The organism is Sphingomonas sp. 67-41 (assembly GCF_001899725.1).
GTDB classification, from domain to species: Bacteria; Pseudomonadota; Alphaproteobacteria; order Sphingomonadales; family Sphingomonadaceae; genus Sphingomonas; species Sphingomonas leidyi.
Genome location: NZ_MKWJ01000013.1, coordinates 1 through 26,772, shown reverse-complemented (window position 1 = coordinate 26,772; position 26,772 = coordinate 1). Strand labels below are relative to the sequence as shown.

Sequence of the window (26,772 nt, the reverse complement as noted above, 5' to 3'; positions counted from 1 at the left end):
ACCGCCCGCGGGCCCGGGGGGCAACCTTGGCGCATAGTTCTCCTTTGTGGAGGAGGGGTGGAGAAACCGTCGGTATCGCGTGCAGGGTCCCGGCCCCGCCCCCGTCGCCCGGCGAACGGGCGTTTCCAGGCTTGTTCCTATCTTGTTCTCTCGCTAGTCTCGCGGGCATGGCGAAACTCAAGAAGCGTTATGTCTGCCAGGCCTGCGGCTCGGTCTCCTCGCAATGGGCCGGGCAATGCGGCGATTGCGGCGAGTGGAACCAGATGGTGGAGGATGCCGGGGCGGTGGTGACGCCGTTCCAGGCCCGCCACAACCTCCAGTCCGGCGGGCGGGCGATCCAGCTGACCGGGCTCAACACCGATATCGCGCTGCCCGAGCGCACCTCGACCGGCATCGCCGAGTTCGACCGCGCGCTGGGCGGCGGCTTCGTCGAGGGCTCCGCCACGTTGATCGGCGGCGATCCCGGCATCGGCAAGTCGACGCTGCTGCTCCAGGCGGCGGCCAAGATCGCTTCGCGGGGGCTCTCCGTCGCCTATGTCTCGGGAGAGGAAGCGGCGGACCAGGTGCGGCTGCGCGCGCGGCGGCTGGGCCTGGGCAAGGCGCCGGTGATGCTCGCCGCGGCGACTTCGGTGCGCGACATCCTGACCACGCTGGGCGAGGGCGCGCCGCCCGCGCTGCTGATCATCGATTCGATCCAGACGATGCATTCGGACCTGATCGAAGGCGCACCGGGAACGGTGAGCCAGGTGCGTGCCGCCTCGGGCGAACTGATCCGCTTCGCCAAGGAGCGCGGCACCGCGCTGGTGCTGGTCGGCCATGTCACCAAGGACGGCAGCATCGCCGGCCCGCGCGTGCTCGAGCACATGGTCGACACGGTGCTGGCGTTCGAGGGCGAGCGCAGCCACCAGTACCGCATCCTGCGCGCGGTGAAGAACCGCTTCGGCGGCACCGACGAGATCGGCGTATTCGCGATGCAGACCGAGGGGCTGGAGGAAGTCTCCAATCCCTCGTCGCTGTTCCTCACGTCGCGCGACGAGAATGTGACCGGCACGGTGGTGTTCCCCGCGCTGGAGGGAACCCGGCCGGTGCTGATCGAAGTGCAGGCGCTCACCGTGCGGCTGGCGAGCGGCGCGACGCCGCGGCGCGCGGTGGTCGGCTGGGACAGCGGGCGGCTGGCGATGATCCTCGCGGTGCTGGAGGCGCGCTGCGGACTCAGCTTCTCGACCTGCGAAGTCTATCTCAACATCGCCGGCGGCTATCGGGTGCAGGATCCGGCGGCGGATCTGGCGGTGGCGGCGGCGCTCGTCTCGGCGCTGGCCGAACGGCCGATCGCGGCGGACGCCGTGGTGTTCGGCGAGATCGCGCTGTCGGGCGAAGTGCGCCCCGTCGCACATGGCGCGCTGCGCTGCCGCGAGGCGGCGAAGCTGGGCTTCGGCCGCGCGCTCGCCCCCGCCGTGCAGGCGAAGGACAAGGGAGGGCTGCAACTGGCGGGGTTCAAGTCGCTCGGCCAGTTCGTCGATCATCTGCTGGGGCGTTAGGGCGCGGCTCCGTCAATTGCCAAGGGGTTGCAATCGCTTGCCGGGCTATAGAATATCGTATCGCAAGCAGATTGGCGGGGCGATCGATGTTGCGAGAATTGGCCGGCGAATGGGCGCGCCCCGGGATGCTGGTGCCGACATCCTGCGCCGTGGCGCTGATGGGGGCGATCCTGTGGGCAGGCGCCGAGCCCGCCCGCACCCCGCCGCCATCGCTTGCGTTCGAAGGCTTGCCGGTGAGCGGCAGTGCGGCGGATGCGCGGCGCGCCGGCTTCACCGAATGCGTCAAGATCGACGCGTTCCGCGCGCGCTGCCGCCGCGCGGGGCTGATGGTGGTCGGCGAAGGCCCCTATGACGCGGCCATCGACCTGATCGGCAGCGACGGGCGCGGCGGCTTCGACCACCTGACCCTGTGGCGGAACGGGGACCAGAAGGAGATCTACAAGCTGGTCGAGGCACTGCAGCGGCGGGGCTGGATGCATTGCGAGACCGGCAACGAGCGATGGGGTGACCAGGACATCTACACCCGCAAGGGCGTGCCGGTGCGCGTGTCGATGGACCTCAGCTATTACGGCAAGCGCCGGGTGCGGATCATCCCGCCGTGGAACCAGAGGGAGCGGAGCTGCACGCCCTATCATTGAGAGGGCTATCCTTTCCGCGCCTTACGCCCCACATTGACGGAATGAAGCGAAGCACTGCCATTTCCATCGCCTCGGGAGTCGCGGTCGCCGCGATCGGCGGCCTCTTCCTCTATTCGCGCGCGACCCGCCCGCCGGTGATCAACAAGAAGGTGCCCGAGCCGGCGCGGCCGGTCGATCTCACGCGCTATCTCGGCAAATGGTACGAGCTGGCGCGGCACGAGAACCGCTTCGAGAAGGGCCTGGACGCCGTGACCGCCGAATATGCGCTGCTCGAGGACGGCAAGATCAGCGTGACCAACAGCGGCACCCAGGGCTGGCCGGACGGCGATCGCAGCGTCTCCGAGGGCAAGGCCGTCGTCGCCGACGAGGCGACCAACGCCAAGCTGAAGGTCTCGTTCTTCGGTCCGCTCTACACCGGCGACTATTGGATCCTCGATCATGACGAGGAGTATGCATGGTCGATCGTCGGCGAACCGAGCGGGCGCTATCTATGGGTGCTGTGCCGCGAGGCGGTGCCCTCCTCGGCGCTGGCGCAGGCGATCATGAAGCGCGTCGAGGAGCTCGGCTATGACCGCTGGGCGCTGCGGATCACCCGGCAGGGCTGATTTCCTCTCCCGTTTCCCATCCATCCTCCGCTATAGGCCGTCCCCGGGGAGGGACGTGTTCCAATGACTTTGACCGGGCTCGACATCATCGTGCTGCTCGCGATCGGCGGCGCCGCCGTGCTGGGCTTCCTGCGCGGCTTCGTCACCGAAGTGCTGGCGCTGGTCGCGTGGCTGCTGATCGTGCTCGCGCTCAAGCTGTTCCACACGCCGCTCGCCGCGGCGCTGGCCGGGGTGGTCGGCACCGAGCAGGGCGGGGCGGTGCTCGCCTTCGTGATCTTGACCGGCGTCACCTATTTCGGCGGACGGCTGCTCGCCCGCGCGATCGGCTCGCGAACCCGCGAGAGCTTCCTTGGCCCGATCGACCGTGCCCTGGGCCTGGGTTTCGGCGCGCTCAAGGGCCTGATCCTGGTCAGCATCGGCTTCCTGCTGATCGTGCTGCTGTTCGACACGGTGAGCGGCGGCCCGGCCAATCGGCCGCAATGGATCACGAAATCGACCACCTATCCGCTGCTCAACGCCACCAGCGCCAGCATCGCCGATTTCGTCGATCGCCGCCGCAAGGGCGAGCCGGTGTTCGGGGATGAGGTCGACAACGGCACCGGAGCCGCCGGCAACGCGCAATGAGCCGGCGGGCGGCCGCGGCGCTGGCGCTGCTGGCGCTCGCTGGCTGCGAATCGCCGCTCGATTTCTGCCGGGCGTGCATCAAGACTCCGCCGGCCGACGAAGTGGCCGATGCGGATCGCGCGCGTATCCGCTTCACCGGCCCCGGCACGCTGCCGGCGGACGCCCGGCACCTTCATTACTACGAGCAATGCGGCGTCGATTGCCGGCACTGGATGCGGTTCGAGCTGCCCGAGGCGGAAGCCCGGCGGTTTGCCGCCACGGTGCTGGGTGGAGGAACGCTGCGGCCGGGACGCGATCCATTCGACGGGAGCGCAGGCGGCCCCTTGTCGCCGCCCGTGCCGTGGTGGCCGGCCCATCTGCCGGCCGATGCCGAGGGCGCGAAGATCGAGACGCAGGAGGCGCGCGGCGGAGCGCTGGTGCTGCGGGCGGAGAAGGGGCTGGCCACGGTCTGGTTCTTCGAATTCGACATGTGAACGGGGCGAATTCCATGCATCAGGGGGGTCGCACTTCGCGCGCCTCTCCCCTAAGTCGGAACGAGATGAACGCGCCGCTCTACAACACCGAGATATTGCGCCTAGCGGCTTCCGTGCCGTTCGAGGCGCGGCTGGAAGGCGCGATGGCGTCGTCCGAGAAACGCTCCCCGGCCTGCGGGAGCCGCGTCACTGTCGATGTGAACCTGGACGAGGACGGGCGGATTGCCGCGATCGGCATGGTAGTGCGTGCCTGCGCGCTCGGCCAGGCATCGGCGGCGCTGATGGAGGCGCATGCCGTCGGCCGTTCGCCGCAGGAGCTCGAAGCCGCGCGCGACGATCTTGCCGGCTGGCTGTCCGGCGCACGCGCCACGCCGCCCGACTGGCCGGGGCTCGACCTGTTCGCGCCGGCACTGGAGCATCGCGGGCGCCATCCGGCAATCCTGCTCGCTTTCGAGGCGGCGGCCGAGGCCGCCCGGCGGGCGCGCGGCTGATGGAGCACGCCAACGAGGCTTCGCTGCTCGGCGAATATGTGCCGCTGCTCGGTTTCGCGCTGGTCTTCGTGCTGGTGTTCCGCCGGTTCGGGCTTGGCGCCACGCTGGGCTATCTGGTCGCCGGTGCGATCGTCGGGCCGCAGGTGCTCGGGCTGGTCGGCGATGCCGAGAGCAAGATGGGCATCGCCGAACTGGGCATCGCGCTGCTGCTCTTCCTGGTCGGCCTGGAGCTCAGCCCCTCGCGATTGTGGCGGATGCGGCGCGACATCTTCGGGCTCGGCCTGCTGCAGGTGGTGATCTGCGGCCTGGTGATCGCGGGCATGGTGTGGCTGGCTACGGGCAGTTCGATCGGCGCGGCGCTCGCGCTCGGCCTGCCGCTGGCGCTGTCCTCGACCGCGCAGGTGCTGCCGATGCTGCAATCGGCGGGGCGCCTGCGCACCCCGCTCGGCGAGCGCGCCTTCGCGATCCTGCTGTTCCAGGACCTCTCGATCGTCCCGCTGATCACCATCGTGGCGGCGCTCTCGCGCAACCCGCAACATCAGAGCAGCACCCCCGGCTGGCTGCTCGGCGTCTATACCGTGCTGGCGATCATCGGCCTGATCCTGGCCGGCCGCTATCTGTTGCGCCCGCTGTTCCGGCTGATCGGCAATCTCGGCGAGCGCGAGATGTTCATCTTCGCCGGGCTGTTCACGGTGATTGCGGCCGCGGCGATCATGGAGGCGCTGGGGCTTTCCGCGGCGCTGGGCGCATTCATCGCGGGCGTGATGCTGGCCGATTCGCCCTATCGCCACGAGCTGGAGGCGGATGTCGAGCCGTTCCGCTCGATCCTGCTCGGGCTGTTCTTCCTCGCCGTGGGCATGACGCTGAACCTCCACGCGATCGCCGAGCGGCCGTTCTTCGTCGTCGGCATGGCACTGGCGCTGATTGCCGCCAAGGCCGCGATCATCATGGGGCTGGGCATGGCGTTCGGCATGCCGCGGCGCCAGGCCTTCGCATTGGGCGTCCTGCTCAGCCAGGGCGGCGAGTTCGGCTTCGTCCTGTTCGCCCAGGCCCAGTCGGCGATGCTGATCGAGGGGCAGGCGGCGAGCATCTTCGGCGCGATCGTGACCCTGTCGATGGCGACCACGCCGTTCCTGATGATGGCGACCAAGCGGCTGCGGACCGAGCCCGCGCCGAGCGTGGAAGGCGTCGAGGGGCCGCAGCACGAGGGCGCCAATGCCGTGGTGGTGGGCTATGGCCGTTTTGGCCAGACGGTGGCGCAGATGTTGCTCTCGCAGGACATCCCCGTCACCATCATCGACACCGATGTAGAGATGATCCAGACCGCAAATGATTTCGGCATGAAGGTCTATTATGGCGACGGCCTGCGCATCGACATGTTGCGCCAGGCGGGCGCGGCCGAGGCGGAGCTGGTGCTGTTCTGCAACGATGGCGACAAGATCGACACCGAGTTCCTCGAAGCGGTCCATTACGCCTTCCCCAGGGCGACGGTGTTCGTACGGGCCTATGACCGGCGCAGCGTGATCAAGATGAAGGGCGCGCCGGTGGGCGGCGTGGTGCGCGAAGTGCTCGAGAGCGCCGTGATGATGGCGCGCCAGGCGATGCAGGCGGTGGGCGTCGACCAGATGGAGATCGACAGGACCGAGGCGGAATATCGCCGCCGCGACAATGCCCGGCTGGACGTGCAGCGCGAGACCGGCGATCTGCGGGCCGGAATCGACGGCATGGTCACCCATGCGAGCAGGGCGGCCGCGATCGAGATCGACCTCGAGTCCTCGGGATGAAGGGGCGGCCCTTCCGCGCGCGGATGGGGTTCGCGCTGGCCGGCATCCGCGCCGGCTGGGCGCGCGAGGCGAGCTTTCGCAGCCAGGCGCGCCTCGCGGGATGGCCCTGCTCGCGCTGCTCCTGCTTAGGCCGGCGCCCGTCTGGTGGGCGCTGGTCGCGGTCTGCTGCGCGATCGTGCTGGCATTGGAGCTGGTCAATTCGGCGATGGAAGCGGTGATCGACCTGCTGCATCCCGGCATCCATCCGTCGATCAAGGCCGCGAAGGACATGCTGGCGGGCGCGGTGCTGGTGATGAGCGCCGCGGCGCTCGCCGTGGCGGTGGCGATGGTGGCGGCGAGCGGGCCGCATTTCCTGGAGGAGATCGGGCTGTGAGGATCGTGACGGTGCTGGCGGCGCTTTCGGGCGCGGCGGCGGTGGCGGCAGGGGCGTTCGGCGCGCACGGCGCGAGCGGCGAGGCGGCGGAATGGCTCAAGACCGGCGGGCATTACCAGCTGGTCCACGCAGTGGCGGCGCTGGTCGCGGTGCGGATGGGCGCGCGGATCTCGCCCTGGCTGTTCGTGATCGGCGGCGCGGTGTTCGCGGGGACGCTCTACCTGATGGCGCTGGGCGGTCCGCGCTGGCTGGGCGCGGTGACGCCGCTCGGCGGCGCGGCGCTGATCGCGGGGTGGCTCTGCCTGGCCGCGGGCGCGTGGAGGGCACGCTGATGGCATTGCTGCTGATCCTGGCGCTGGGCGCGGCCGATCCCGGGCCGCTGGTGATCGATGCGGGCGCGGATCTCTATCCCGCCGACGCACTGGCACAGAAGCTCGAAGGCGATGTGGCGGTGAAGCTGAGCGTCTCGGCCGATGGCGCGCTCCGATGCAGCGCGCCGGGCGGCGGAGCGATGGCGCCGCTGAAGCGAGCCAGCTGCGAGCTTGTCGCGGCGCGCGACATCTTTCCGCCGCGAGTCGAGAAGGGCCAGGCAGTGCCGGCCGACTATTCGGTGATCGTGCGCTGGAAGCTGGGGACCTCCAACCGGCAGTTCGGCGGTGCCGTGCCGATTGGGCGGGCCGGCTGGATCCGCTATTCGGACTATCCGCCGATCGCCTGGAGGCAGGTGAACACCGGCAAGGTGCGCATCGCCTATGACATCACGGCGCAGGGCCGGCCGCAGAATTGCCGGATCGAGAGCACCAACACCACCCAGGCCCTGGCCGGCAACATGTGCCCGCTGTTCGTGGAGCGCGCGATCTTTCTTCCCGCGCTCGATCCCGACGGCAAGCCACGCCCGACCCGCGGCTGGTTCAATCTCGACTGGCGCTGGTGCGAGACCGCACGCTGTCCGGCGCCCGACACTGGCGAATAGGAAGACCCGCCTGAACCCGAGCGATTTCATCCGGGCACGCCTCCCCGTGCTGCCGGTGCCGGGCATTGCAGGGATCGCGCTGCACAAGGCGGTGCCCGCCAGCGGGCTTGGCCGGCTGGCGGCGGCGGATCGGGACTTCGGCTCGCCTTATTGGGCTTATTACTGGCTGGGCGGGCTGGCGCTGGCGCGGTTCGTGCTCGACCGGCCGGAGGTCGTGGCCGGGCGGCGGGTGCTCGACCTGGGCTGCGGCTCGGGGCTGGTGGCGATCGCGGCGGCGAAGGCCGGGGCGGCGAAGGTGCTGGCGGTGGACATCGACCCCTATGCGCTGGCGGCCGCGGCGCTGAATGCGGCGGCGAACGGCATGGCAGTCGAGACGGTGCACGCCGATCTGACCGGGGGGGCGGCGCCGGAGGTGGATATCGTGCTGGCCGGGGACGTGTTCTACGATCCCGAGCCGGCGTCGCGGGTGGAGCCCTTCCTTGCCCGCTGCCGGGCGGCTGGGGCGGAGGTGCTGGTCGGCGATCCCCGCCGCGCGCCGTTGCCGCTGGAACGGCTGCGGGCACTGGCGGAATATCGATTCGCCGAGACGGATAGCGGCGCGATGCGGACCACCGAGGTGTTCGCGTTCGACTGACGCTCGACCGTCCTCCCGGCCTTGCGCGGGGATCCGCCGGAAGGCGGGCTTTGGACAAGGCGCGGCAAGTCAGTGGGCGCGGCACCGTCGACCCCGGCACGGCCAGGGTGACAGGCCGGGGCAACGGGTTTGCATCAGGATAATGGCGGAGGCTATTCCGCCCCGACGATCTTCGCCACGCCCGCTGCCGCATTCGGGTGATAGCCTGCCTTGGCACCTTCGTAGAAGCGCAGAGCGATCGGCTTGCCCCAGTCGCCCTGGGCCATCAGGTCCTTGTAGATCGGGTAGATCAGCAGGCCACGGCCGACCCGCTTCACGAATTCCTCGATCCCGGGGAGTGCCGGCTCGTAGCGATTGGCAATGGCCAGTTCGGCCCAGGCCGACCGGACATAGGCATTGTTCGAGGTGGAGAGGCCGAGCGCCCCATCGAGTTCCGCAAGGCGCGCGGGCGGCTGCTGGCGCGGGAGGCCGTTCAGGAAGCGCAGCCATTGCTGGGTCGCCCAGCCGGCCGGCTGCACCGCGCTCGCCGGGCCGCCGGCGTTGAACGCCGCGAGCTTCGCGTCGACGGCGGCAAGCGTTGCCGAAGTCACGTGCACGGCATTGTCGGGCAGCCCCGGGCGATAGGCCCAGCGATCGAGCTCCAGCTTCGCCTCGAGCGCCTTGTCGCCCCTGATCAGGTTGGCGCGCAGGTCCGCCAGGAAGCCGGTGGTGGTCTGCGGCTGGAAGGCGTGGCGATCGAAATAGGCGCGCAGATAGGCGTCCCATTTCGCCCGGCCCACCGCTGCCTCGATCGTGCGCAGGAAGGTGGAGCCCTTGAAATAGTCGAGCTGGCCGAAGGTCGCGCCCGGATCGCCGTGGAGGCGCGTGGTGGCCGCGTCGCCGCCGCCGGCATCGCGGATGTCGCGCTGCAGCCCGTCCCAGTCGAGATCGGCGTACATGGCGGCGCGCTCCTTGCCATAGACCGCCTCCATGATCCGATTCTCGAAATAGGTGGTGAAGCCTTCGTTGAGCCAGCTGTCCGACCAGGTCGCGTTGGTGACGAGATTGCCCGACCAGCTGTGCGCCAGTTCGTGCGCGACGACGTCGGTGTTCGAGCGGTCGCCGGTGATGATCGTCGGCGTCAGGAAGGTGAGGGTGGGGTTCTCCATGCCGCCATAGGGGAAGCTGGGCGGCAGCACGAGCATGTCGTAGCGGCCCCAGCGATAGGGGCCGTAAAGTGCCTGTGCCGCGTCGATCATCTTCTCGACATCGCCGACCTCATGCGCTGCGGCATCGAGCATCGAAGGCTCGGTCCACACGCCCGATCGCTTGCCGGTCGCCTTGAAGGCGAGGTCGCCCACGGCCATCGCGACGAGATAGGGCGGCACCGGCTTGTCCATCCGGAAGCGGAACCTGCGCCTGCCGTCCGGCGCGGCCTGGCCCTTCTCGCCGTCGAGCCGGTCGCCGCTCATCACCGCGACGAGGCCGGCGGGCACGGTGAGCGTGGCCGACCAGGTCTGGCGGATGCCCGGGCTGTCCTGGGTGGGAATCCAGCTGCGGTTGTTGATCGGCTGGCCCTGGCTGAACAGATAGGGCTTGCGCTTCCCGGCGGTGAGCTCTGGTGCGAGCCACTGGAGCGCCGATGCGCCCGGCCGCGTCTTGTAGCGGATCAGGATCTGCTTGTTGCCCTCGAGCTGCACCGTGAGCGCCGAGCCCAGTTCCTTGTCGCGCGGGCCGATCGCGAAGGGGAGCGGCTTGCCCTTGGGGCAGGTGACCGAGATCACGTCGAGGTCGTCGACGTCCAGCACGACCTCCTTCGCGCCCGCAGCGGCGAGCACGTCGAGCGTCGCGACGCCGGACAGCGTCTTGCCGGCGAAATCGACGTCGAGGTTCAGATCGACATGCGTGACTCGCGCCACTTCGGGCACGGCATGGGTCCACGCGTCCTTCGCTTCGGGCGTGGTCAGGATCGGGGCGGGCTTGCCGGTCTGGGCGGCGGCGGGCGCGGCGATCACGATCGCGGCGGCGAGAGCGGGGAGGATGCGCATGCCGATGTGCTAGGCGGATCGGGGACGAACGGCAACCGACGCGCAGCACCTCTCCCTTTCATACGGGGAGTCACTGGTCGAGCATCTCGCGAACCTTTGCCGCCAGGTCGGTATAGGTGAAGGGCTTGGGCAGCAGCTGCACGCCGGGATCGAGCCGGCCGTGATGGACGATCGCGTTGCGGGCATAGCCGGTCGTGAAGAGGATCTTGAGATCCGGCCGCTTCGCATGCGCCTCGCTGGCGAGCACCGCGCCGGTCATGCCGCGGGGAAGCACGACGTCGGTGAACAGCAGGTCGATCGATTCCGGCGCGGCGTCGATCGCGGCGAGCGCGGTGGGGCCGTCCCCCGCCTCGATCACGCGATAGCCCAGCTCGCGCAGCACCTCGACCGTATAGGCGCGGACATTCTCGTCGTCCTCGCACACCAGGATCGTCTCATGGACATTGCCCTGCGGTGCGGAGGGGGCCGGGGCACGGGCCGCCGTGTCGCGCGCTGTGCCGTGGAAGCGGGGCAGGTAGATCCGCACGGCCGTGCCGTCGCCGCACGCCGAATGGATGCGGACATGCCCGCCCGACTGCTTGATGAAGCCATAGACCATCGACAGGCCCAGGCCCGTGCCGCGTCCCACTTCCTTGGTGGTGAAGAAGGGCTCGAAGGCATGGGCGAGCGTTTCCTCATCCATGCCGGTGCCGGTGTCGGATACGCAGATCAGCACATATTGGCCGGGCGCCACCTCGGCATCGAGCGCGGCATAGTGGCTGTCGAGATGGGTGTTTGCAGTCTCGATCGTCAGCTTGCCGCCCTGCGGCATCGCGTCGCGCGCGTTGATCGCCAGGTTGAGCAGCGCATTCTCCAGCTGGTTCGCATCCACTTCCGCCGGCCAGACGCGCGCGGCCTGCACGATCTCCACTTCGATCCTCTCGCCCAGGCTGCGGTGGAGCAGGTCGGACATGCCGGCGATCAGCCGGTTCGGATCGATCCGCTTCGGCGCGAGCGGCTGGCGGCGCGAGAATGCCAGCAGGCGCTGGGTGAGCACCGCGGCGCGCTGCGCCCCGTTCATCGCCGCGCCGACTGCGCGCACCAGCCGCGGTTGCTCGGGCGGCAGGTTGCGCTGGAGAATGTCGAGATTGCCGGTGACGATCTGAAGCAGGTTGTTGAAATCGTGCGCGACGCCACCGGTCAGCTGGCCCACCGTCTCCATCTTCTGGGACTGGCGCAGCGCCGCCTCGGCCGCTGCAAGGGCCTCGGCCGCCTGGCGCTCGGCAGTGATGTCGCGGGCCACGCAATAGAGCAGGTCGCCTTCGGGCACTGCGGTCCAGCTGAACCAGCGATAGTCGCCGTCCTTGCCGCGGAAGCGGTTCTCGAAGCGCAGGGTGGGTGCGCCCTGCTGCAGCCCGGTCAGCTCCGCGCGGGTGCGTTTGCGGTCGTCGGGATGCTCCATCCATTCCGAGGTGCGGCCGACCAGCTCGTCGGCGTTCCAGCCGAGAATTTCGGTCCAGGCGGGGCTGACGTTGCGCCATACGCCGTGGCTGTCCGCGATCAGGAACGGGTCGCGCGCCAGCGTCCATAGCCGGTTGCGATCGGCGATCGCCTCGCGTTCGGCGAGCACGCGGGCCGTCGTCTCGCTGACGATGCACAGCACGCCGCCCACCGTCCCGTCGTCGTCGAACACCGGTGAATAGCTGATGTCGAAATAGGTGGTCTCGCCGCGCCCCTGGTCGCGCTCGATATAGAAGGGGCGGTCCTTGGCCCAGAAGGTCTCGCCGGTGTCGCGCACGCCCTGGAGCAGCGGGCCGAGATCGTCCCAGAGCTCGCCCCACCATATCAGCGCCGACTGGCCGAGCGCGCGCGGATGCTTGTCGCCGATCGTCGGTGCATAGGCCTCGTTGTAGAGTGCGCAGAATTCGGGGCCCCAGAACATCACGATCTCGGCGCGCGCGGGGAGCATCATGCGCAGCGAGGCGAGGAGCGCGTTCGACCAGCCGGCGGCGGGCCCCAGCGGCGATTCGTCGCCGATCGCGGCCGTCAGTCGGCCCAATTCTCCAAAGGCTGCTAGCGAAGTGGCTGGAGAGATCGCGGTGGCCATCCGTCCCCCGGAGAGTGTCTGTTTCGTTGCGCGAACGAAATCGCCGTCCGCCGTCAAGTCAACGCGGCAGGCGCCATTCGGCTCCCGAAAAGCTGGGGATGATTCACTGCGCGAAAGCGGCGAGGGCAGTGCGATAGCTGCGGCCGAGCGGGACGATGGCGCCGCAGCTGAGCTGCACGGCGAGCCGGCCGCTCGCCTCGCGAAAGATTTGCGAGACATGGTGCTGGTTCACGACGATCTGACGATGCACGCGGATGAACCCGAACGCCGCGAAGCGCCCCGCCAGCTCGGACAGCGGCGCGCGCACGAGGTGCACGCGGCCATGGGCGAGGATCTCGCTATAGTTCCCCGCCGAGCGGATCTGCGCGACGTCGCAGGCGCGCACGCGCAGGAAGGGTGCCTCGGGCAGGCTGAGCCATTGTTCGGCGCTCGCCGGTGCGGGCGGCGCCGGCGGCTGCTCGGCGAACGGCGCGTCCGCCGCATCGGGATCGTGCCGGTTGGCGAGGTGGCGTCTCCAGGCCATCAGCGACAGCCATGCAGTCGAGCCCAGCGCGATCGCGCGGGGCAGGAAATTGTCGACCGGTACCGGCGGCGGTCCGTTGGGCCCGCAAAGCTGATAGGGAGAAATGGCGATCGCGAAGCGCGATGCGGCCAGTTCCGTGAGCATTACCGGCACGAAGGCGAATGCGCCGAGCAGCAGGGGCGATCGCTTCGGCGCCTGCAATATCTCCTCCATCGGCTTGCGGCTCGCCCAGGCGATGGTGAGCATGGCGCCCCAGACGAGCAGCCGCGCCAGCCGTGCCTCGTCCGGATGCTCCGCGGCGAAGCTGCCCGTATTCGCTTCCAGCCCGCCTATCCCATAGCCGAGCAGGAAGGCGAACAGCGCGAACGCGGTCGCCGCGCTCAACGGGATCCTGATGTTCCAGATCGACTCGCGCGCCGTCACTTCCATGCATGCACGATAGCCCGCGAACGCGCGCGCGCGAACTGCCGTTCGTCACGCCCGCGATCCATTCGTCCCAGCCCGCTCCACGCGCCGCAGCCGCGCCGGCCAATCCGGCCGGGTTGGGAAGAGGGTTCGTGTCATGCGTCATTCGATATTCTGCCTGCCGCTTCTGGCGGCGCCCGCCGCCCATGCGCAGACGGTGCGGGCACCGCAGCCGCCGGCGAGCGGCGATGTGGTCAGCGCCGCCGACGATGCGTTCGGCCGGCGGATCGGGATCGAGGAAGTGGGGCTCTATTCGGAGAGCGAGGTGCGCGGGTTCGACCTGCAGGCCGCCGGCAACTACCGGATCGAGGACCATTATTATGTCCGCGTGGCCGGCATGCTCCAGCCGCTGAACGGCGGCACCGCGATCCGTGTCGGCGCCAACGGCCTGCGGACCGATTTCGCCGCTCCCTCCGGCGTGGTGCAATATACGATGCCCGGCGCCGCGCCCGGCGTGCGCGCTTCGATCGAGGCGGGCTGGTGGGGCGGTTCGGGGCCGGTGGCGATGCTGCGCGGCGCGGCGGGCACGGCCGACGGGCGCTGGTCGTTGGCGGGCGCCCTCCAGCTCACGCCCGCCCAGCAATATACCGACGGCACGACCGGCGACTTCACTGCGATCGGCCTCGTTCCGCGCTGGTCGCCGGCGCCGGGCGTGCGGATCACCGGCGTGTGGAGCCACAACTGGTTCCCGCGCGAAGGCGATACCTATTATGCCAATCCGGCCGGCGCGCCGCGCGAAGTGAAGCGCTGGACCAACCGCACCCAGAGCTGGATGGACGCGCGCAACGAATCCGACCTGATCGGCGCCTTTGCGGATGTGGATGCGGGCAAGGATTGGCGGTTCGGCGCCTCGCTGTTCTACAATGCGCTACCCTATGACCACAGCGCCTACAGCGTGCTGCGCTTCACCGGCAATGGCCGCGAGGCGGTGGCGAGCGGCCTGTTGTTCGGCGCCGAGACGCGCCACTCGATCTCGGCCGAAGTCACCGCGGCCAAGCAGTTCGTCACGGGAAATCTCACCCACCGCATCATCGCCATGGCCCGCCGGCGGGATTCGATGGTGGAGAGCGATCCCGGCGTGCCCTTTGCGCTCGGCACCTATGCCGATGTGAACGACCGGCCGCGTATCGCCCGGCCTGCGGTCGCGCTCGGCACGGCCCGCAAGCGCGACGATGTCGGGCAATGGACCGGCGGCCTTGGCTATCGCCTGTCGATCGGCTCGCTGGCGGAACTGCGCCTGGACGCGCAACGGGTCGAATATGCCAAGCGCGTCCGGGCACTCGACGGCACGGTGACCGAGCAGACGACCCGGCCCTGGCTCTATGGCGGCGCGCTGTCGGTGGGGATCACTTCCCGGCTCACCGGCTTTGCCAGCTATGCGCGCGGGCTGGAGGAAGCGGGCGTGGCGCCCGCCAATGCCAGCAATCGCGGCGCCGTGCTTCCCGCCGCCATCTCGCGCCAGGCCGAGCTGGGGCTGAAATACGGCTTTGCCGGCGGGCCGACGCTGATCGCCGGCCTGTTCGACCTGTCCAAGCCGACGCCCGGGATCGATGCCGCGGGCGCGTTCGATTTCGTCGGCACGGTGCGCCATCGCGGCGTGGAGCTGTCGCTGGCCGGGCCGCTCACGTCGCGGCTGAATGCGGTGCTGGGCGCGACCTGGCTCGATGCCAGGATCGACGGCGAGCTGGTGGATCGCGGCGTGATCGGCGTCCGCCCGATCGGCCGGCCGCGCGTGACCGCGCTCGCCAACCTCACCTGGCGCGTGCCCGGCGTGGAGGGGCTGACGGTGGATGGCGGCGTGAACGTCCGCGGCGCGCGCTATGCCGATCGCGAGAACAGCGTCGCGCTGCCCGGCTATGCGCTGTTCAACCTGGGGCTCCGCCAGGCCTTCGCGGTTGGCGGCCATCCGGTGACGCTGCGCGCGCGCGTGACCAACCTGACCGATCGCTTCGCCTGGAACCCGGCCAGTTCGGGGCTGATCACGCCGATCGCTCCGCGCACGCTGACCTTGACGCTGACGAGTGCGCTCTAGGGCCTAGCGGGGCTGGGCGTCGAGGAATGCCGCCACCTCGCCAAGGTCGACATTCCTGTCGAGATATGTCTGCCCGATCCCGCGCGCGAGCAGGAAGGGCAGGGCGCCCCCACTCATCTTCTTGTCGTGGAGCATATGCTCCACGAGCCGCGCACCGGAGGCGGTGATCCCCGCCGCCTTCAGCCCATTGGGCAGGCCCGCAGCAGCCAGGTGCGCGGCAACCCTTTCCGCTTCCTGGCCGGGGCAGATGCCCTTGGCGGCGGAGAAGCCGAAGGCGAGCGCCATGCCCGCAGCCACGCCCTCGCCGTGCAGCAGCCGGTCGGAGAAGCCGGCCTCGGCCTCCAGCGCATGGCCGAAGGTGTGGCCGAGGTTGAGCAGCGCGCGCATGCCGCTGGTCTCGCGCTCGTCGGCCGCGACGATCCGCGCCTTGGCCGCCACCGAATGGGCGATGGCATGTTCGCGCGCGGCCGGGTCGCCCGCGAGCAGCGCGGCGGCATTGGCCTCGCACCATTCGAAAAAGGCGAAATCGTCGATCAGCCCGTATTTCACCACTTCGGCATAGCCGGCGCGCAGGTCGCGGGCCGGCAGCGTGTCGAGCACCCGCGGGTCGATCAGCACCGCGGCCGGCTGGTGGAAGGTGCCGACCAGGTTCTTGCCGGCGCGCGTATTGATCGCGGTCTTGCCGCCCACCGAGCTGTCGACCTGGGCGAGCAGGGTGGTGGGGATCTGGACGAAGCCGCAGCCGCGCTTGAGCACCGAAGTGGCGAAACCGACGAGGTCGCCGATCACCCCGCCGCCGAGGGCGATCACATGGTCGCCGCGCTCGACGCCCAGTTCGAGCAGCCGGTCGAGCAACGCTTCGAGCTGCCCCCAGCTCTTCGTGCCTTCGCCGGGCGGCAGGACGATCGCCTCGCTCGCGCCCAGGCTAGCCTGCAGCGTGGCGAGGTGCGGCAGGAGGTTCCGGTCGGTCACGACGACGCGGCGTCGACCCTTGTCGAAGGGGGCGAGCGCTTCGTCGGCGCGGCCGAGGAGCCCCGCTTCGATGCGGATGTCATAGCTGCGGTCGCCAAGCGCGACGGGAACGATTGTCACGGGTGCAGGGCCTTCAGGATCGCGTCGACGGTGGTGTCGTGCGGCGCTGCTATGCTGGGCACCCGGATCGGCGCAAGCGCGTAATAGGGATTGCGGATCGCGGCGAGCTCGGCGAGCACCGCCTCGGGGTCGCGCCCGCGCAGCAGGGGGCGGGTGTCGCGGCGGCGGACCCGGTCGGCCAGCACCGCCGGTTCGGCATCGAGCCACACCGCGATCGCATGTTCGAGGATCAGCGCGCGCGTGCTCTCGTTCATGAACGCGCCGCCGCCCGTGGCGATGATCTTGGGAGCGCCATCGACCAGCCGGGCGATCACCCGGCGCTCCCCGTCGCGGAAATGCGCTTCGCCGAAACGCTCGAAGATGTCGGCCACGGTCATGCCGGCGGCTGCCTCGATCTCGTGATCGGCATCGACGAAGGGCAGGCGCATGCGCTGCGCCAGGCGCCGGCCGACCGTGGTCTTGCCCGCACCCATGAGGCCGATCAGGACGATGGCCTTGCCCGTCCACGCGGTATTCGCTGCCTGCGTTTGTAACATGTTCGGAAGGGCTATACAGCGAGGGCGGGTCTCGGGCAAAAGGCCCGCGAAGTCACAATTTCCGGACCCGTTTTCATGTCCCGCTTGATCGTTGCGCTGATCGTCATTCTCGTCGTCCTGGTTGGCGGCCTCTTCTTCCTCGCGGGCCGCGAGACGAAGAAGGAGCCGGTGCGCATGGAGAAGGTGGTCCCGCTTGACAATCTCGCGAATTAAGCGCCGCCACATCGCCCTCGGGGCGTTGCTGCTGGCCGGCGCTGCGGTGCCTGCGCTGGGGCAGCAGGACAAGCCCGAATCGCTGCTGCCGCCGGGCTTCGACGAGCCGGCGCCCACGCCGGCGCCGCGTCCCGCGCCTGCTCCGTCCGCAACGGCGCCCGCCGCGACGGCTCCCGGCGCGTCCGGCACCGCGCCGATCCCGAGCGTACCCATGCCTGGCGGCGACACGTCGCTCTCCAATGTCAGCGCGGCCGAGGAAGTGGCGGCCACCGGCCCGGTCGATCTCTCGCGCTACGAACTGCCCGACTTCGCAAAACATTCGCTGAACCGCGTCGGCGTGCTCGCCGCGGGCAATACGCCGTTCCCCGCCAAGGGCTTCGGCAATGCCGACGGCCGCACCCTCGCGGTGCTGATGCAGCGCCTGCGCGCGCCGGTGGCCTCGCGCTGGGCGTCGATCGCGCTCCGCCGCGCGCTGATGTCGCCGCTCGACACGCCGCGGCACGTCAACGGCGCCGATTTCGCCGCCGAACGCGCCTGGCTGCTGCTGCGCATGGGCGAGGCCAATGCCGCGCGCGCCGTGGTGAACGACGTCGATGGCGACAATTACACGACTCGCCTGCTCCAGGTGGCGATGCAGGTTTCGCTCGCTACCGCCGATCCGGGCGGCATCTGCCCGATCGCCGAGCGCGGCAATCAATATATCCAGCAGCGCGGCTGGGCGCTCGCCCGGGCGATGTGCGCCGGGCTCGCCGGCAAGCCCAACGAGGCGGGCCAGTTGCTCGACCAGGCGCGCGGCGGCACGCCGGCCAGCGATATCGACAATCTTCTGGCCGAGAAGGTGCTCGGCACCGGCGCGCAGGGGCGCCGCGCGGTCACGCTCGAATGGGGCGGCATCACTCGGCTGACCGCCTGGCGCTGGGGCCTCGCCACTGCGACTGGCCAGGAAGTCCCCGCTTCGCTTTATGGCACCGCCGGCCCGCAGGTCCGCTATTGGCAGGCGCTTGCCCCGCAGCTTTCGCCGCGCCAGCGCGCCGCCGCCGCCGAGCTGGCCGCCACTGCCGGCGTCTTCTCCAGTGCCGGCCTCGTCGATCTCTACAGCGAGATCGCGGAGGGCGATGATGCGAACACCACCGAGGGCGGCGTCGCCCGCGACTTGCGCACCGCCTATACCGACGGTGACGTGGGGGACCGGATCAAGGCGATCCGCACGCTCTGGGCCGAGGCCAGCACGCCGCGCACCCAATATGCCCGGCTGATCCTCACCGCGCGCGCAGCCTCCTGGATCCCGGCCGACGCCAAGGTGGAGGAGCCCGAGAAGCTGATCGCCTCGATGCTTTCCGCCGGCTATGAATCGAAGGCGATGGAGTGGCGCCAGGTGGTGCCGCGCGGCAGCGTCGCATGGGGCCTGCTCGCGCTTGGCGATCCGGGGGCGCAGGGGCCGGTCGCCTATGGCGATTTCGATGCGTTCAAGGATGCCGCCGGCCAGCGCCGCGCGCAGCTGGCCTTTGCCGGCCTCGCCGGCCTCGGCCGTTTCGAGAGCAGCGACGCGCGCCGCGGGGCCCAGGCGCTCGAAGTGCAGATCGGTGCGCAGAACGACTGGACCCGTGCGATCGACGCCGCCGGCCGGCGCGGCGATTCGGCGATGGTCGCGCTGCTCGCCGCAGTCGGCATGCAGTCGCGCGTCTGGGACAATGTGACTCCCGAGGCGCTGTTCCACATCGTCGCGGCGATGCGCGCGGCGGGAATGACCAGCTATGCGCGGATGATCGCCGTGGAGGCGGTCACGCGGTCGGCTTGAGCGCCTCCGAAGATCGGGCGCTGATCGAGCGCTTCCTCGAGATGATGCAGGCGGAGATGGGCGCCGCCGCCAACACCGTTGCCGCCTATGGCACCGACCTGCGCCTCGCCTCGGAGTTCCTCGGTGGCGGGCTCGGGGGCGCGGAACGGCCGGAGCTGGAGCGGCTCGGCGCCGAGTGGCAGCCGCTCGCGCGCGCCACCGTTGCCCGCAAATCGGCGGCACTGCGCCGCTTCTATGCCTTTCTTGCCGATGAGGGCCTGCGCCGGGACGATCCCTCGGCCGCGTTGCCGCGCCCCGGCACCGCCCGGGCATTGCCCAAGGTGCTCAGCATCGAGGATGTCGACCGGATGTTCGCCGCGATCGCCGATCGCATCGCCCGGGTGCCGCCCGATCCCAACGACTTGCGGCTGCTGGCGCTGATCGAGCTGCTCTACGGCTCGGGCCTGCGCGCCACCGAACTGGTGTCGCTTTCTCGCAATGCCGTGTCGCCGGACCGGCCCTATCTGATCCTCAAGGGCAAGGGCGGGCGCGAGCGGCTCGTGCCGATCTCGGACCGCGCCCGCGCCGCCGTCGCCGCCTGGCGCACGCATGTCGCGGCCGATCGGCCGTTCCTCTTCCCTTCGGGCAAGGGGCATTTGTCGCGCGTCCGGCTCTATCAGCTCGTGCGCGCATTGGCGGGGGAGGCGGGCATCCCGCCCGACCGGGTGAGTCCCCATGTCCTGCGCCACGCCTTCGCCACGCATCTGCTCGAGGGCGGCGCCGATCTGCGGGCGCTGCAGGCGATGCTCGGGCATGCGGACATCGCGACGACCGAGATCTACACCCATGTCGACAGCCGCCGGCTGGTCGAACTGGTCAACCAGCGGCATCCTCTGGGCGAGGCGCTGGGGAAACGAGGCCAATGATGCGACTGACCGGCCCGCTGGCTTGCGCGGTACTGCTCGGCGGCAGCGTCTCTGCGATCGTGTACAAGCGCGGCGCCCACGGCCGATGGCGGCGGGTTGAACGGGACATGCTGGCGATCAGCTGAAGCACGGCCCGTGCGCCCTTGCCGCGCCGCCCTCGTTGACGCGGGCAGCCTACAAGGTTAGCCCGCGCAGCGATGACCACTTTCCTCGACTTCGAGAAGCCGATCGCCGAGCTTCAGACTCGCATCGACGAACTGCGCCAGACCGCAGAGGGCGGCGCCGTCGACATCGATGCGGAGATCGCTCCGCTCCAGGCCAAGGCCGAGAAACTCCTCAAGGACACCTATGCCAGGCTCACGCCGTGGCAGAAGACCCAGGTCGCCCGCCACCCCGAGCGCCCGCACTTCAAGCATTATGTCGCCGGGCTGATCGAGGAGTTCATGCCGCTGGGCGGCGACCGCGCCTTTGCCGACGACAATGCGATCCAGGGCGGCCTGGGCCGCTTCCGCGGGCGCCGCGTGATGGTGATCGGCCATGAGAAGGGCGACGACACCGCCAGCCGGCTCAAGCATAATTTCGGCATGGGCAAGCCGGAGGGCTATCGCAAGGCCATTCGCCTGATGGCGCTTGCCGACAAGTTCCATCTGCCGGTGATCACCCTGGTCGACACTTCGGGCGCCTTTCCGGGCGTGCAGGCCGAGGAGCGCGGCCAGGCCGAGGCGATCGCCCGTTCGACCGAGGCATGCCTCAACCTGGGCGTGCCGCTGGTCGCGTCGATCCTGGGCGAGGGCGGCTCGGGCGGCGCGATCGCGCTCGCCGCGGGCAACACCGTGCTGATGATGGAGCATGCGGTCTATTCGGTGATCTCGCCCGAAGGCTGCGCCTCGATCCTGTGGCGCACCGCCGACAAGGCGGCCGAGGCGGCGGAGGCGATGAAGGTCACCGCGCAGCATCTGAAGGAGCTGAAGGTGATCGACCGGATCGTCAGCGAGCCGCTGGGCGGCGCGCACCGCGAGCCCGGGGCAGCCATCCATGCGCTGGGGGATGCGATCGAGGAATCGCTGAAGAAGCTCGACGGCATGTCGCCCGAGAGCCTGCGCCAGGCCCGCCGTGCCAAGTTCCTGGCGATGGGCCGGATCTGACGCTAGCGGACCGGGGCGATGTGCTCGGCGGCGGCCATGCTCGCGCCGATCATGCCCAGGCCCTGGACGACCGCCAGCACCGCGCAGAGCGCCAGGAACGCGACCACCGCGACCTCGATCGCCGTCACTGCCTTTTTGGAGGAAAGCTGCTTCATTCCTTCCTTATAGGGGAGTCGGCTGTACGCCGGGTGAAGCGGCCCGTTTGCCGGGGTTCAGGAAATCTACCGGGGTGCGCCCGAAGGTGGCGGCCCCGAACCCGTCGGGGTTCGCAAGCGCGAACGCGCGCCCGAGCTTATGCGAGGCTCTGGTTCAGGAAGTCTACCAGGGTGCTGCGCCCGAAGGTGGAGGCCTCGAACCCGTCAGGGTTCGCAAGCGCGAACGCGCGCCCGAGCTTATGCGAGGCTCTGGTTCAGGAACTCTACCGGGGTGCGCCCGAAGGTGGCGGCCTCGAACCCGTCGGGGTTCGCAAGCGCGAACGCGCGCCCGAGCTTATGTGAGGCTCTTCTAGCAAGAAAAGAGCGGCGGAACCGAGGTTCCGCCGCCCGTTTTCGTTCGCTTCGGCAGAAGGCTTACGAGACCTTCATGCTCGCCGAAACGTTGGTGAAGGTCGACTTCAGCGAGTTGCCGAGGCCCTGCATGGCGGCAATCGCGGCGACGGCGATCAGAGCGGCGATCAGGCCGTACTCGATGGCGGTCGCACCCTTCGAATTCTTCAGGAAGTTGCGAATCTTCTGCATAACCGGTCTCCAGTGTTCAAGGATTGCTTCATTCACCCGGCCTCACCGGAGACTCCGGTTCGGCACCTTGAAACTACGGAGGGGAAGTAAAGAAACGGCTAAGACCGAGTGTTACGATTCCGTAACCAAGATCAGGATTGCGTGGCTGCCTGCACCTTGTTGGTGACGTTGCTCCACATGTCCGTGGTGGTGTTGGCAACGCTCATCAGGCTGGCCATCATTGCGATGACGATGAGCGCGAGGATGAAGCCATATTCCACTGCGGTCGCTGCGCGGCGGTCATGCATCACATCGCGGATCGCTCGTACAAGGGCTCGCATTGTGGGCGCTTCTTCTCCAATGATGGCAACAATCTAGCCGAAGAGGCTTAACGAAAAGCTGATGATCGCTTCCGATATGTTGTTCGTCGTGGCGGCCGCCCTGATCGATGATCGCGGCCGCGTGCTCCTCCAGCAGCGCCCGCCGGGCAAGCCGATGGCGGGCCTCTGGGAGTTTCCGGGCGGCAAGGTCGAGCCCGGCGAACGCCCCGAAGCGGCGCTGGCGCGCGAGCTCCACGAGGAGCTGGGGATCTCGCTCGACCCGTCCGGCCTGAAGCCGCTTGCCTTTGCCAGCGAGCCATTGGAAGGGCGGCACCTGCTGTTGCTGCTCTACACGCTGCGGGCATGGGAGGGCGAACCGGCGGCCCATCACGCGACCGCGCTGCGCTGGGTGACGCCGGCGGAGATGCGGGGAATGGCGATGCCGCCGGCCGACGTGCCGCTGGTGGAGGCGCTGGCAGGGGTGGGTAGCGTCGCGAGCGCGCCCGGGACGGCCTAGCCGAACCATCGCTCCGCGGCCCGCGCCGCCTCGCTCTCGTCCGGCGTGTCTTCGCTCGCCCAGGCGACGACGCCGTCGGGCCGCACCAGCACTGCGCTCAGGCCGAGCCGCTCCCGCGCATCGCATGCCGCATAGCCGATCCGCCCATCCCAGCGCGCCGCCACCGCGCGCAGCGATGGGCGCGCATCGAAGTCCAGCAACAGGCCCGCGCTCCCGCGCAGCAGTTCGCCGGCCCGCCGCCCGTCGACGAGCGCGAAGTCCGGAAGGCTTCGGCCGGTCAGCGGGTGCGCGCCGCCCAGCGCGTAGCGCAGCGAGACGCCGGATACCCGCTCGGCGAAATAGGTGGCGCCGTCGCGGGTCGCGGTCAGGTCGCGGACGATGGCCGCAAGTGCGCGGGTGCCGGGGGAGGGCCGCATGAGGGCCACTTGCGCCCGCGACCAGTCGAGCACCTGCGCGCCCACCGGGCGGCGCTCGGCCTCGTAGCTGTCGAGCAGGCCGGCGGGCGCCGTGCCCCGGATCGTGGCGGCCAGTTTCCAACCCAGGTTCATCGCGTCGCCGATCCCGAGGTTGAGTCCTTGCCCGCCCAGCGGCGAATGGATGTGCGCGGCGTCGCCCGCGAGCAGTATGCGCCCCTTGCGATAGGCGGTCGCCTGATGGGCGCGGTCCGTCCAGCTGGTGGCGAGCCGAAGCGCGCGCAGCGTCACCGTCGTGCCGGTCACGCGGCGCAGCACCGCTTCCACATGTTCGCGCGTGATGGGCCGGGTGCGGTGGAAGGCGCCTCCGTCGAAATCGACCATCGCGATCGTGCCCGGCAGCGCATAGGTGTACATGCCGGCCGCAGTATAGTGCCGGCCGGGCGGCAGCGCTTCCGGATCGGCCATTTCGACTTCCACCGAATAGCCCGTGAACTCGGGATCGGTGCCGGCGAAGTCGAAGCCGGCGGCCTTGCGCACCGCGCTGCGCCCGCCATCGCAGCCGATGAGCCAGCGCGTACGGAACGTCTCGCCGCCGGCATGGACCGCCACTTCATCCTCGGACGGAGCAAGTCCCTCGACGCTGCAGCCGCGCCGGATGCAAACGCCCATCGCGCTTGCCCGTGCCGCCAATACGGTCTCGAACGCCTCCAGCGTCACCGCCATGCCGGTGCCGGCGGGACTTGGTAGATGCCAGGGCCAGGCCGCCGGGTCGACATCGTCCTGATAGAATTGGATGCCGGCGAAATGCCCCGCCGGCCGGCGCGGCTGCTGCGCCCAATGCGCGGCGGCGGGGGAGGCGGCATCGGCGCGCTGCGCGGCGACGACATCGTCCAGCAGGCCGCGCCGATAGAGCGCCTCGAGCGTCGGCGCCGACAAGCCGCGCATCCCGAAGGGGAGCTGCTTCAGCGGAGAATGCGGGTCCTCCGCCTGCTCCAGCACCAGGACGGACAGGCCGGCCAGGCGCAGCTCGCAGGCGAGGAACAGGCCGACGGGCCCGGCTCCGGCAATGATGGCATCATGAAGGGCGATATGGCGGTGCGGCATGTACTGCTCCCAAGTCGATGGTTCGACCGGAGCGTTTCTCGCGCTTGAGAACCACACGGACGAACCGCGGAGCGCCCGGTGGCGTCCGATGTTCGTCGTGGGGATCCCGGGCACGAGGCCAAAGACCAGAGCTTTCGTTACCGAAAGGACTTGGGCTTACCAAACCAAGTCTGCCTTTTCCGACGCGGGCGCCCTTAGCGCCTTGGCCGCGAAACTGCAACCGCGCTCATTGCTTCGGGCGCAAGGCCTCGGCCAGGCTCGTCGTCGCGCTGCCGCGCCGGGCCGGCCTGGGCTGCGATTCGTCCGGTGCCCAGCCGGTCAGGTAGACGATCTCGAAGCGTTCCGCCGTCCTGCCGTCCGGATCGGCGCGCTCGGCAAAGGCCTCGGCGGCCCGGGCTAGCGTATCGCGCGTGAGGGGCGGCGTGCCGGGCAGCAGGTTGGTCGCCGCCATGCCGCGCAGGTCGCGGAGCAGCGAGAACATGCTGCCATAGCGCACCGTCAGCGTCTCGACATCGGCGACCGGCAGCGCGAAGCCGGCACGGGTGAGCAGGTCCCCGGCGGCGCGCACGTCGATCTGCGGGTGGAAGCGCGCGGCCGGCCGCTCCGCTTCGGCCTTGAGGAAGGCGCCGCGCAGAGTCGCCAGCGTGCCGGCGCCCAGGAATGCGCCGAGGAACAGTCCGTCAGGCCGGAGCGCCCGGCGCGCAAGGGCGAGCGCACCCGGCACGTCGTTGATCTGATCGAGCACGCCCACGCTCACGACCAGGTCGAAGCTCGCCTCGGGAAAGGGGTGGCGGTCCTCATCGGCCTGGATGCCGCCCGCCATCGTTGCGAAACGCGCGCCGGCATCGATCCGGGTGATGCGCGCGCCCGGCAGCGCGAAGCCGCCGCCGAAGCTGCCCAGGTCGAGCACGTCGCCGAACGCGCGCGTCACCGCCGCAAGCCGGTCCTGGATCCCTTCGAGCATGTGCTCGCGCACGAACCCCTCATAGCGGCGGGCGGCGCGGTCCCGGCGCTTGCGGCGCAGGGCGCGGTCGAAAATCTCGGAGGAATCGCTGGGTCCATTATGGGGCATGGCGCGCTTGTGCGCCGCCGCGCCGCCGGGGACAAGGCGGGCATGGCCCGGTTCCGCGACTATTGCGCTCCCATGCGCCACATCGCGGATCTCGCGCTGCCGCCGCGTTGCCCGGGCTGCGGCACGATCACGCCGGCGGACCACCGCTTCTGTGCCGCTTGCTGGGCCAGCCTCCGTTTTCTCGGCCCACCCTGGTGCGCCGCCTGCCACGCACCCTTCGATCACGACCGGGGCGAAGGCGCACGCTGTGCCGCCTGTATCGCCGATCCGCCGCGGCATGACGGCGTCCGCGCCGCAGTCGCCTATGGCGAGGTGGCGCGGGCGATCGCGCTCAAGCTCAAATATTCGGGACGGCTCGCCTGTGCCGCCACCATGGCGCGCGCCATGGCCCGGATGATGCCGGCAGAGGCCGAACTGCTGGTCCCGGTGCCGCTCCATCGCTGGCGGCTCTGGGCGCGCGGCTATAACCAGGCCGGGCTGATCGCCGCCTCCCTCTCCCGTGCGCATGGCGTGCCGTTCGCGCCCGATCTGCTGCGCCGGACAAGGGCCACGCCGGTGCTGCGCGGCCTCGGCGGGGCGGCCCGCGCAAGGGCGGTCGCCGGTGCCTTCGCGCTCGCGCCGGATGCCCGCGCGCGCCTTGCCGGCAGAACGATAGTGCTGGTCGACGACGTCCATACCAGCGGTGCCACTGCCGATGCCTGTGTCCGGGCGCTCAAGCGCGGCGGCGCGGCGCGGGTGATCCTTCTGTGCTGGGCGCGCGTTCTGGCAGACGGAGAGGGTGCGGATTGACAAGCGCCCGGCACGACCACAGGTGTATTCCGCAATGCCCAAGATCGAAATCTATACCAAGGCGTTCTGCCCTTATTGCTACCGCGCCAAGGCGCTGCTCGACGGCAAGCACGCGGAATATGAGGAGATCGACATCTCGATGGGCGGCCCGCGCCGCGCCGAGATGGTCGATCGCGCCGAGGGCCGCACGACCGTCCCCCAGATCTTCATTGCCGGCAAGCATATCGGCGGATCCGACGACCTGGCGGCGCTCGACGCGCGCGGCGGGCTCGATCCGCTGCTCGCTGCCTGACGCGATCGGGCGGCCATGATCGTCTTCGACCTCAAATGCGGTGCCGGTCATGTCTTCGAGGCATGGTTCGGATCGAGCGCGGCCTATGAAGGCCAGCGCGCCGCCGGGCTGGTCGCCTGCCCGATGTGCGGGAGCGCGGAAGTCGCCAAGGCAGTGATGGCGCCCAATGTCGGCGCCAAGGGCAATCGGGTGCCGATGCCAGCGCCGGCATCCGCGCCGGCCGCACCGGGGCAACCGGCACTTCCGCCCGAGATGCTCAAGGCCGCGATGGCTGCGCTGGCGGGCGCGCAGGCGAAGTTGCTCGAGGGCTCGCAATGGGTCGGCACCGCCTTTGCCGACAAGGCGCGCGCAATGCATCTGGGCGAGGCGCCCGCCGCTCCGATCCACGGCCAGGCCTCCCGCGCCGAAGCCGAGGCGCTGATCGAGGAAGGCGTCCCCGTCGCCCCGCTGCCGCTGCCGGTGGTCCCGCCCGAAGCGTGCAATTGACCGGCCGCGCGGGGCCCGATACGACGCGCCTCCGAAACCCAATTGTGCCCCGGTAGCTCAGCAGGACAGAGCAACGGTTTCCTAAACCGCAGGTCGGGAGTTCGA

At 69.7% G+C, this 26,772-nt stretch carries 31 protein-coding genes; 21 read left to right on the top strand and 10 right to left on the bottom strand.

Annotated elements, in window-relative coordinates; all coding sequences use genetic code 11:
• Positions 1-167: 167 nt before the first annotated feature.
• From radA to BGP17_RS07095, 11 genes are all read left to right on the top strand, one after another.
• On the top strand, positions 168-1,538 hold the full coding sequence (gene radA / locus BGP17_RS07145) for a DNA repair protein RadA (protein WP_286711499.1): 1,371 nt from the start codon (positions 168-170) through the stop codon (positions 1,536-1,538).
• Positions 1,539-1,624: 86 nt separating this feature from the next.
• The gene (locus tag BGP17_RS07140) at positions 1,625-2,176 is read left to right on the top strand and encodes a hypothetical protein (protein WP_286711498.1); all 552 of its coding nucleotides are present in this window, start codon (positions 1,625-1,627) and stop codon (positions 2,174-2,176) included.
• A 41-nt stretch (positions 2,177-2,217) separates the two neighbouring features.
• Positions 2,218-2,781, top strand: coding sequence for a lipocalin family protein (locus BGP17_RS07135; protein WP_286711497.1), 564 nt, complete (start codon positions 2,218-2,220; stop codon positions 2,779-2,781).
• A 63-nt stretch (positions 2,782-2,844) separates the two neighbouring features.
• Complete coding sequence (locus BGP17_RS07130; RefSeq protein WP_286711496.1) at positions 2,845-3,405, top strand: CvpA family protein; 561 nt, start codon at positions 2,845-2,847, stop codon at positions 3,403-3,405.
• Positions 3,402-3,878: a hypothetical protein gene (locus tag BGP17_RS07125; protein ID WP_286711495.1), complete on the top strand. Its 477-nt coding sequence runs from the start codon at positions 3,402-3,404 to the stop codon at positions 3,876-3,878. The genes BGP17_RS07130 and BGP17_RS07125 overlap by 4 nt, the downstream gene beginning before the upstream one ends.
• Positions 3,879-3,943: 65 nt before the next feature.
• Complete coding sequence (locus tag BGP17_RS07120) at positions 3,944-4,369, top strand: iron-sulfur cluster assembly scaffold protein (protein ID WP_286711494.1); 426 nt, start codon at positions 3,944-3,946, stop codon at positions 4,367-4,369.
• Entirely contained in the window at positions 4,369-6,153 is a 1,785-nt protein-coding gene (locus BGP17_RS07115) for a monovalent cation:proton antiporter-2 (CPA2) family protein (RefSeq protein ID WP_167298216.1), read from the top strand. Before BGP17_RS07120 ends, BGP17_RS07115 begins: the two co-directional genes overlap by 1 nt.
• A gap of 100 nt (positions 6,154-6,253) precedes the next feature.
• On the top strand, positions 6,254-6,526 hold the full coding sequence (locus tag BGP17_RS07110; RefSeq protein WP_286711493.1) for a diacylglycerol kinase: 273 nt from the start codon (positions 6,254-6,256) through the stop codon (positions 6,524-6,526).
• The gene (locus tag BGP17_RS07105) at positions 6,523-6,858 is read left to right on the top strand and encodes a DUF423 domain-containing protein (RefSeq protein ID WP_286711492.1); all 336 of its coding nucleotides are present in this window, start codon (positions 6,523-6,525) and stop codon (positions 6,856-6,858) included. The genes BGP17_RS07110 and BGP17_RS07105 overlap by 4 nt, the downstream gene beginning before the upstream one ends.
• Positions 6,858-7,499 (top strand): energy transducer TonB, encoded by a 642-nt coding sequence (locus BGP17_RS07100; RefSeq protein ID WP_286711491.1) that lies wholly within the window; start codon positions 6,858-6,860, stop codon positions 7,497-7,499. The genes BGP17_RS07105 and BGP17_RS07100 overlap by 1 nt, the downstream gene beginning before the upstream one ends.
• 55 nt (positions 7,500-7,554) lie before the next feature.
• Positions 7,555-8,133: a class I SAM-dependent methyltransferase gene (locus BGP17_RS07095; protein ID WP_286711490.1), complete on the top strand. Its 579-nt coding sequence runs from the start codon at positions 7,555-7,557 to the stop codon at positions 8,131-8,133.
• Between the two features lie 152 nt (positions 8,134-8,285).
• On the opposite strand, the gene BGP17_RS07090 is transcribed toward BGP17_RS07095, so the two are convergent.
• The 3 genes from BGP17_RS07090 to BGP17_RS07080 all read right to left on the bottom strand — a co-directional run bounded on the left by BGP17_RS07090 (position 8,286) and on the right by BGP17_RS07080 (position 13,198).
• The gene (locus BGP17_RS07090; protein WP_286711489.1) at positions 8,286-10,160 is read right to left on the bottom strand and encodes a M1 family metallopeptidase; all 1,875 of its coding nucleotides are present in this window, start codon (positions 10,158-10,160) and stop codon (positions 8,286-8,288) included.
• 70 nt (positions 10,161-10,230) lie between these two features.
• Positions 10,231-12,246: a hybrid sensor histidine kinase/response regulator gene (locus BGP17_RS07085; RefSeq protein WP_380926184.1), complete on the bottom strand. Its 2,016-nt coding sequence runs from the start codon at positions 12,244-12,246 to the stop codon at positions 10,231-10,233.
• 103 nt (positions 12,247-12,349) lie between these two features.
• A complete protein-coding gene (locus BGP17_RS07080; RefSeq protein WP_286711487.1) occupies positions 12,350-13,198 on the bottom strand; it encodes a LytTR family DNA-binding domain-containing protein in 849 nt (282 codons plus the stop codon).
• Positions 13,199-13,331: 133 nt separating this feature from the next.
• Here BGP17_RS07080 and BGP17_RS07075 point away from each other — a divergent pair, with 133 nt between their 5' ends.
• Entirely contained in the window at positions 13,332-15,266 is a 1,935-nt protein-coding gene (locus BGP17_RS07075) for a TonB-dependent siderophore receptor (RefSeq protein ID WP_167298223.1), read from the top strand.
• 3 nt (positions 15,267-15,269) lie between these two features.
• Here the strand turns inward: BGP17_RS07075 and aroB are convergent, their stop codons facing one another.
• A complete protein-coding gene (gene aroB / locus BGP17_RS07070; protein WP_286711486.1) occupies positions 15,270-16,358 on the bottom strand; it encodes a 3-dehydroquinate synthase in 1,089 nt (362 codons plus the stop codon).
• Complete coding sequence (locus BGP17_RS07065) at positions 16,355-16,894, bottom strand: shikimate kinase (RefSeq protein ID WP_167298225.1); 540 nt, start codon at positions 16,892-16,894, stop codon at positions 16,355-16,357. The genes aroB and BGP17_RS07065 overlap by 4 nt, the downstream gene beginning before the upstream one ends.
• Before the next feature lie 75 nt (positions 16,895-16,969).
• Between BGP17_RS07065 and BGP17_RS07060 the strand changes: the two genes are divergently transcribed.
• The 5 genes from BGP17_RS07060 to BGP17_RS07040 all read left to right on the top strand — a co-directional run bounded on the left by BGP17_RS07060 (position 16,970) and on the right by BGP17_RS07040 (position 20,955).
• The gene (locus BGP17_RS07060) at positions 16,970-17,107 is read left to right on the top strand and encodes a hypothetical protein (protein WP_167298226.1); all 138 of its coding nucleotides are present in this window, start codon (positions 16,970-16,972) and stop codon (positions 17,105-17,107) included.
• A complete protein-coding gene (locus BGP17_RS07055) occupies positions 17,088-18,905 on the top strand; it encodes a hypothetical protein (protein ID WP_208413384.1) in 1,818 nt (605 codons plus the stop codon). Before BGP17_RS07060 ends, BGP17_RS07055 begins: the two co-directional genes overlap by 20 nt.
• Positions 18,902-19,810: a tyrosine-type recombinase/integrase gene (locus BGP17_RS07050; protein ID WP_286711485.1), complete on the top strand. Its 909-nt coding sequence runs from the start codon at positions 18,902-18,904 to the stop codon at positions 19,808-19,810. The genes BGP17_RS07055 and BGP17_RS07050 overlap by 4 nt, the downstream gene beginning before the upstream one ends.
• Positions 19,807-19,935 carry a hypothetical protein gene (locus tag BGP17_RS07045; protein WP_286711484.1) on the top strand — a complete coding sequence of 43 codons (129 nt, stop codon included), beginning with the start codon at positions 19,807-19,809 and terminating at the stop codon, positions 19,933-19,935. Before BGP17_RS07050 ends, BGP17_RS07045 begins: the two co-directional genes overlap by 4 nt.
• Before the next feature lie 72 nt (positions 19,936-20,007).
• Positions 20,008-20,955 carry an acetyl-CoA carboxylase carboxyltransferase subunit alpha gene (locus BGP17_RS07040; protein WP_167298227.1) on the top strand — a complete coding sequence of 316 codons (948 nt, stop codon included), beginning with the start codon at positions 20,008-20,010 and terminating at the stop codon, positions 20,953-20,955.
• 2 nt (positions 20,956-20,957) lie between these two features.
• Here BGP17_RS07040 and BGP17_RS07035 read toward each other — a convergent pair whose 3' ends face one another.
• The 3 genes from BGP17_RS07035 to BGP17_RS07025 all read right to left on the bottom strand — a co-directional run bounded on the left by BGP17_RS07035 (position 20,958) and on the right by BGP17_RS07025 (position 21,979).
• Positions 20,958-21,110 (bottom strand): hypothetical protein, encoded by a 153-nt coding sequence (locus tag BGP17_RS07035; protein ID WP_167298228.1) that lies wholly within the window; start codon positions 21,108-21,110, stop codon positions 20,958-20,960.
• A gap of 414 nt (positions 21,111-21,524) precedes the next feature.
• Positions 21,525-21,692: a Flp family type IVb pilin gene (locus BGP17_RS07030; RefSeq protein ID WP_086128950.1), complete on the bottom strand. Its 168-nt coding sequence runs from the start codon at positions 21,690-21,692 to the stop codon at positions 21,525-21,527.
• A 131-nt stretch (positions 21,693-21,823) separates the two neighbouring features.
• Positions 21,824-21,979 (bottom strand): Flp family type IVb pilin, encoded by a 156-nt coding sequence (locus BGP17_RS07025; RefSeq protein ID WP_286711483.1) that lies wholly within the window; start codon positions 21,977-21,979, stop codon positions 21,824-21,826.
• Positions 21,980-22,073: 94 nt separating this feature from the next.
• On the opposite strand from BGP17_RS07025, the gene BGP17_RS07020 reads away from it, so the two are divergent.
• Positions 22,074-22,508, top strand: a complete 435-nt coding sequence (locus BGP17_RS07020; protein WP_286711482.1) for a (deoxy)nucleoside triphosphate pyrophosphohydrolase — start codon at positions 22,074-22,076, stop codon at positions 22,506-22,508.
• On the opposite strand, the gene BGP17_RS07015 is transcribed toward BGP17_RS07020, so the two are convergent.
• Entirely contained in the window at positions 22,505-24,028 is a 1,524-nt protein-coding gene (locus tag BGP17_RS07015; protein ID WP_286711481.1) for an FAD-dependent monooxygenase, read from the bottom strand. The genes BGP17_RS07020 and BGP17_RS07015 overlap by 4 nt on opposite strands.
• A gap of 226 nt (positions 24,029-24,254) precedes the next feature.
• Positions 24,255-25,100: a methyltransferase domain-containing protein gene (locus BGP17_RS07010; RefSeq protein ID WP_286711579.1), complete on the bottom strand. Its 846-nt coding sequence runs from the start codon at positions 25,098-25,100 to the stop codon at positions 24,255-24,257.
• A 72-nt stretch (positions 25,101-25,172) separates the two neighbouring features.
• Here BGP17_RS07010 and BGP17_RS07005 point away from each other — a divergent pair, with 72 nt between their 5' ends.
• The 3 genes from BGP17_RS07005 to BGP17_RS06995 are packed head-to-tail and all read left to right on the top strand — an operon-like array spanning position 25,173 to position 26,667.
• Entirely contained in the window at positions 25,173-25,889 is a 717-nt protein-coding gene (locus tag BGP17_RS07005) for a ComF family protein (protein ID WP_286711480.1), read from the top strand.
• Positions 25,890-25,923: 34 nt separating this feature from the next.
• Positions 25,924-26,181, top strand: a complete 258-nt coding sequence (gene grxC / locus BGP17_RS07000) for a glutaredoxin 3 (RefSeq protein WP_286711479.1) — start codon at positions 25,924-25,926, stop codon at positions 26,179-26,181.
• Between the two features lie 15 nt (positions 26,182-26,196).
• Complete coding sequence (locus BGP17_RS06995) at positions 26,197-26,667, top strand: DUF1178 family protein (RefSeq protein ID WP_286711478.1); 471 nt, start codon at positions 26,197-26,199, stop codon at positions 26,665-26,667.
• The last annotated feature ends 105 nt before the right edge of the window (positions 26,668-26,772 follow it).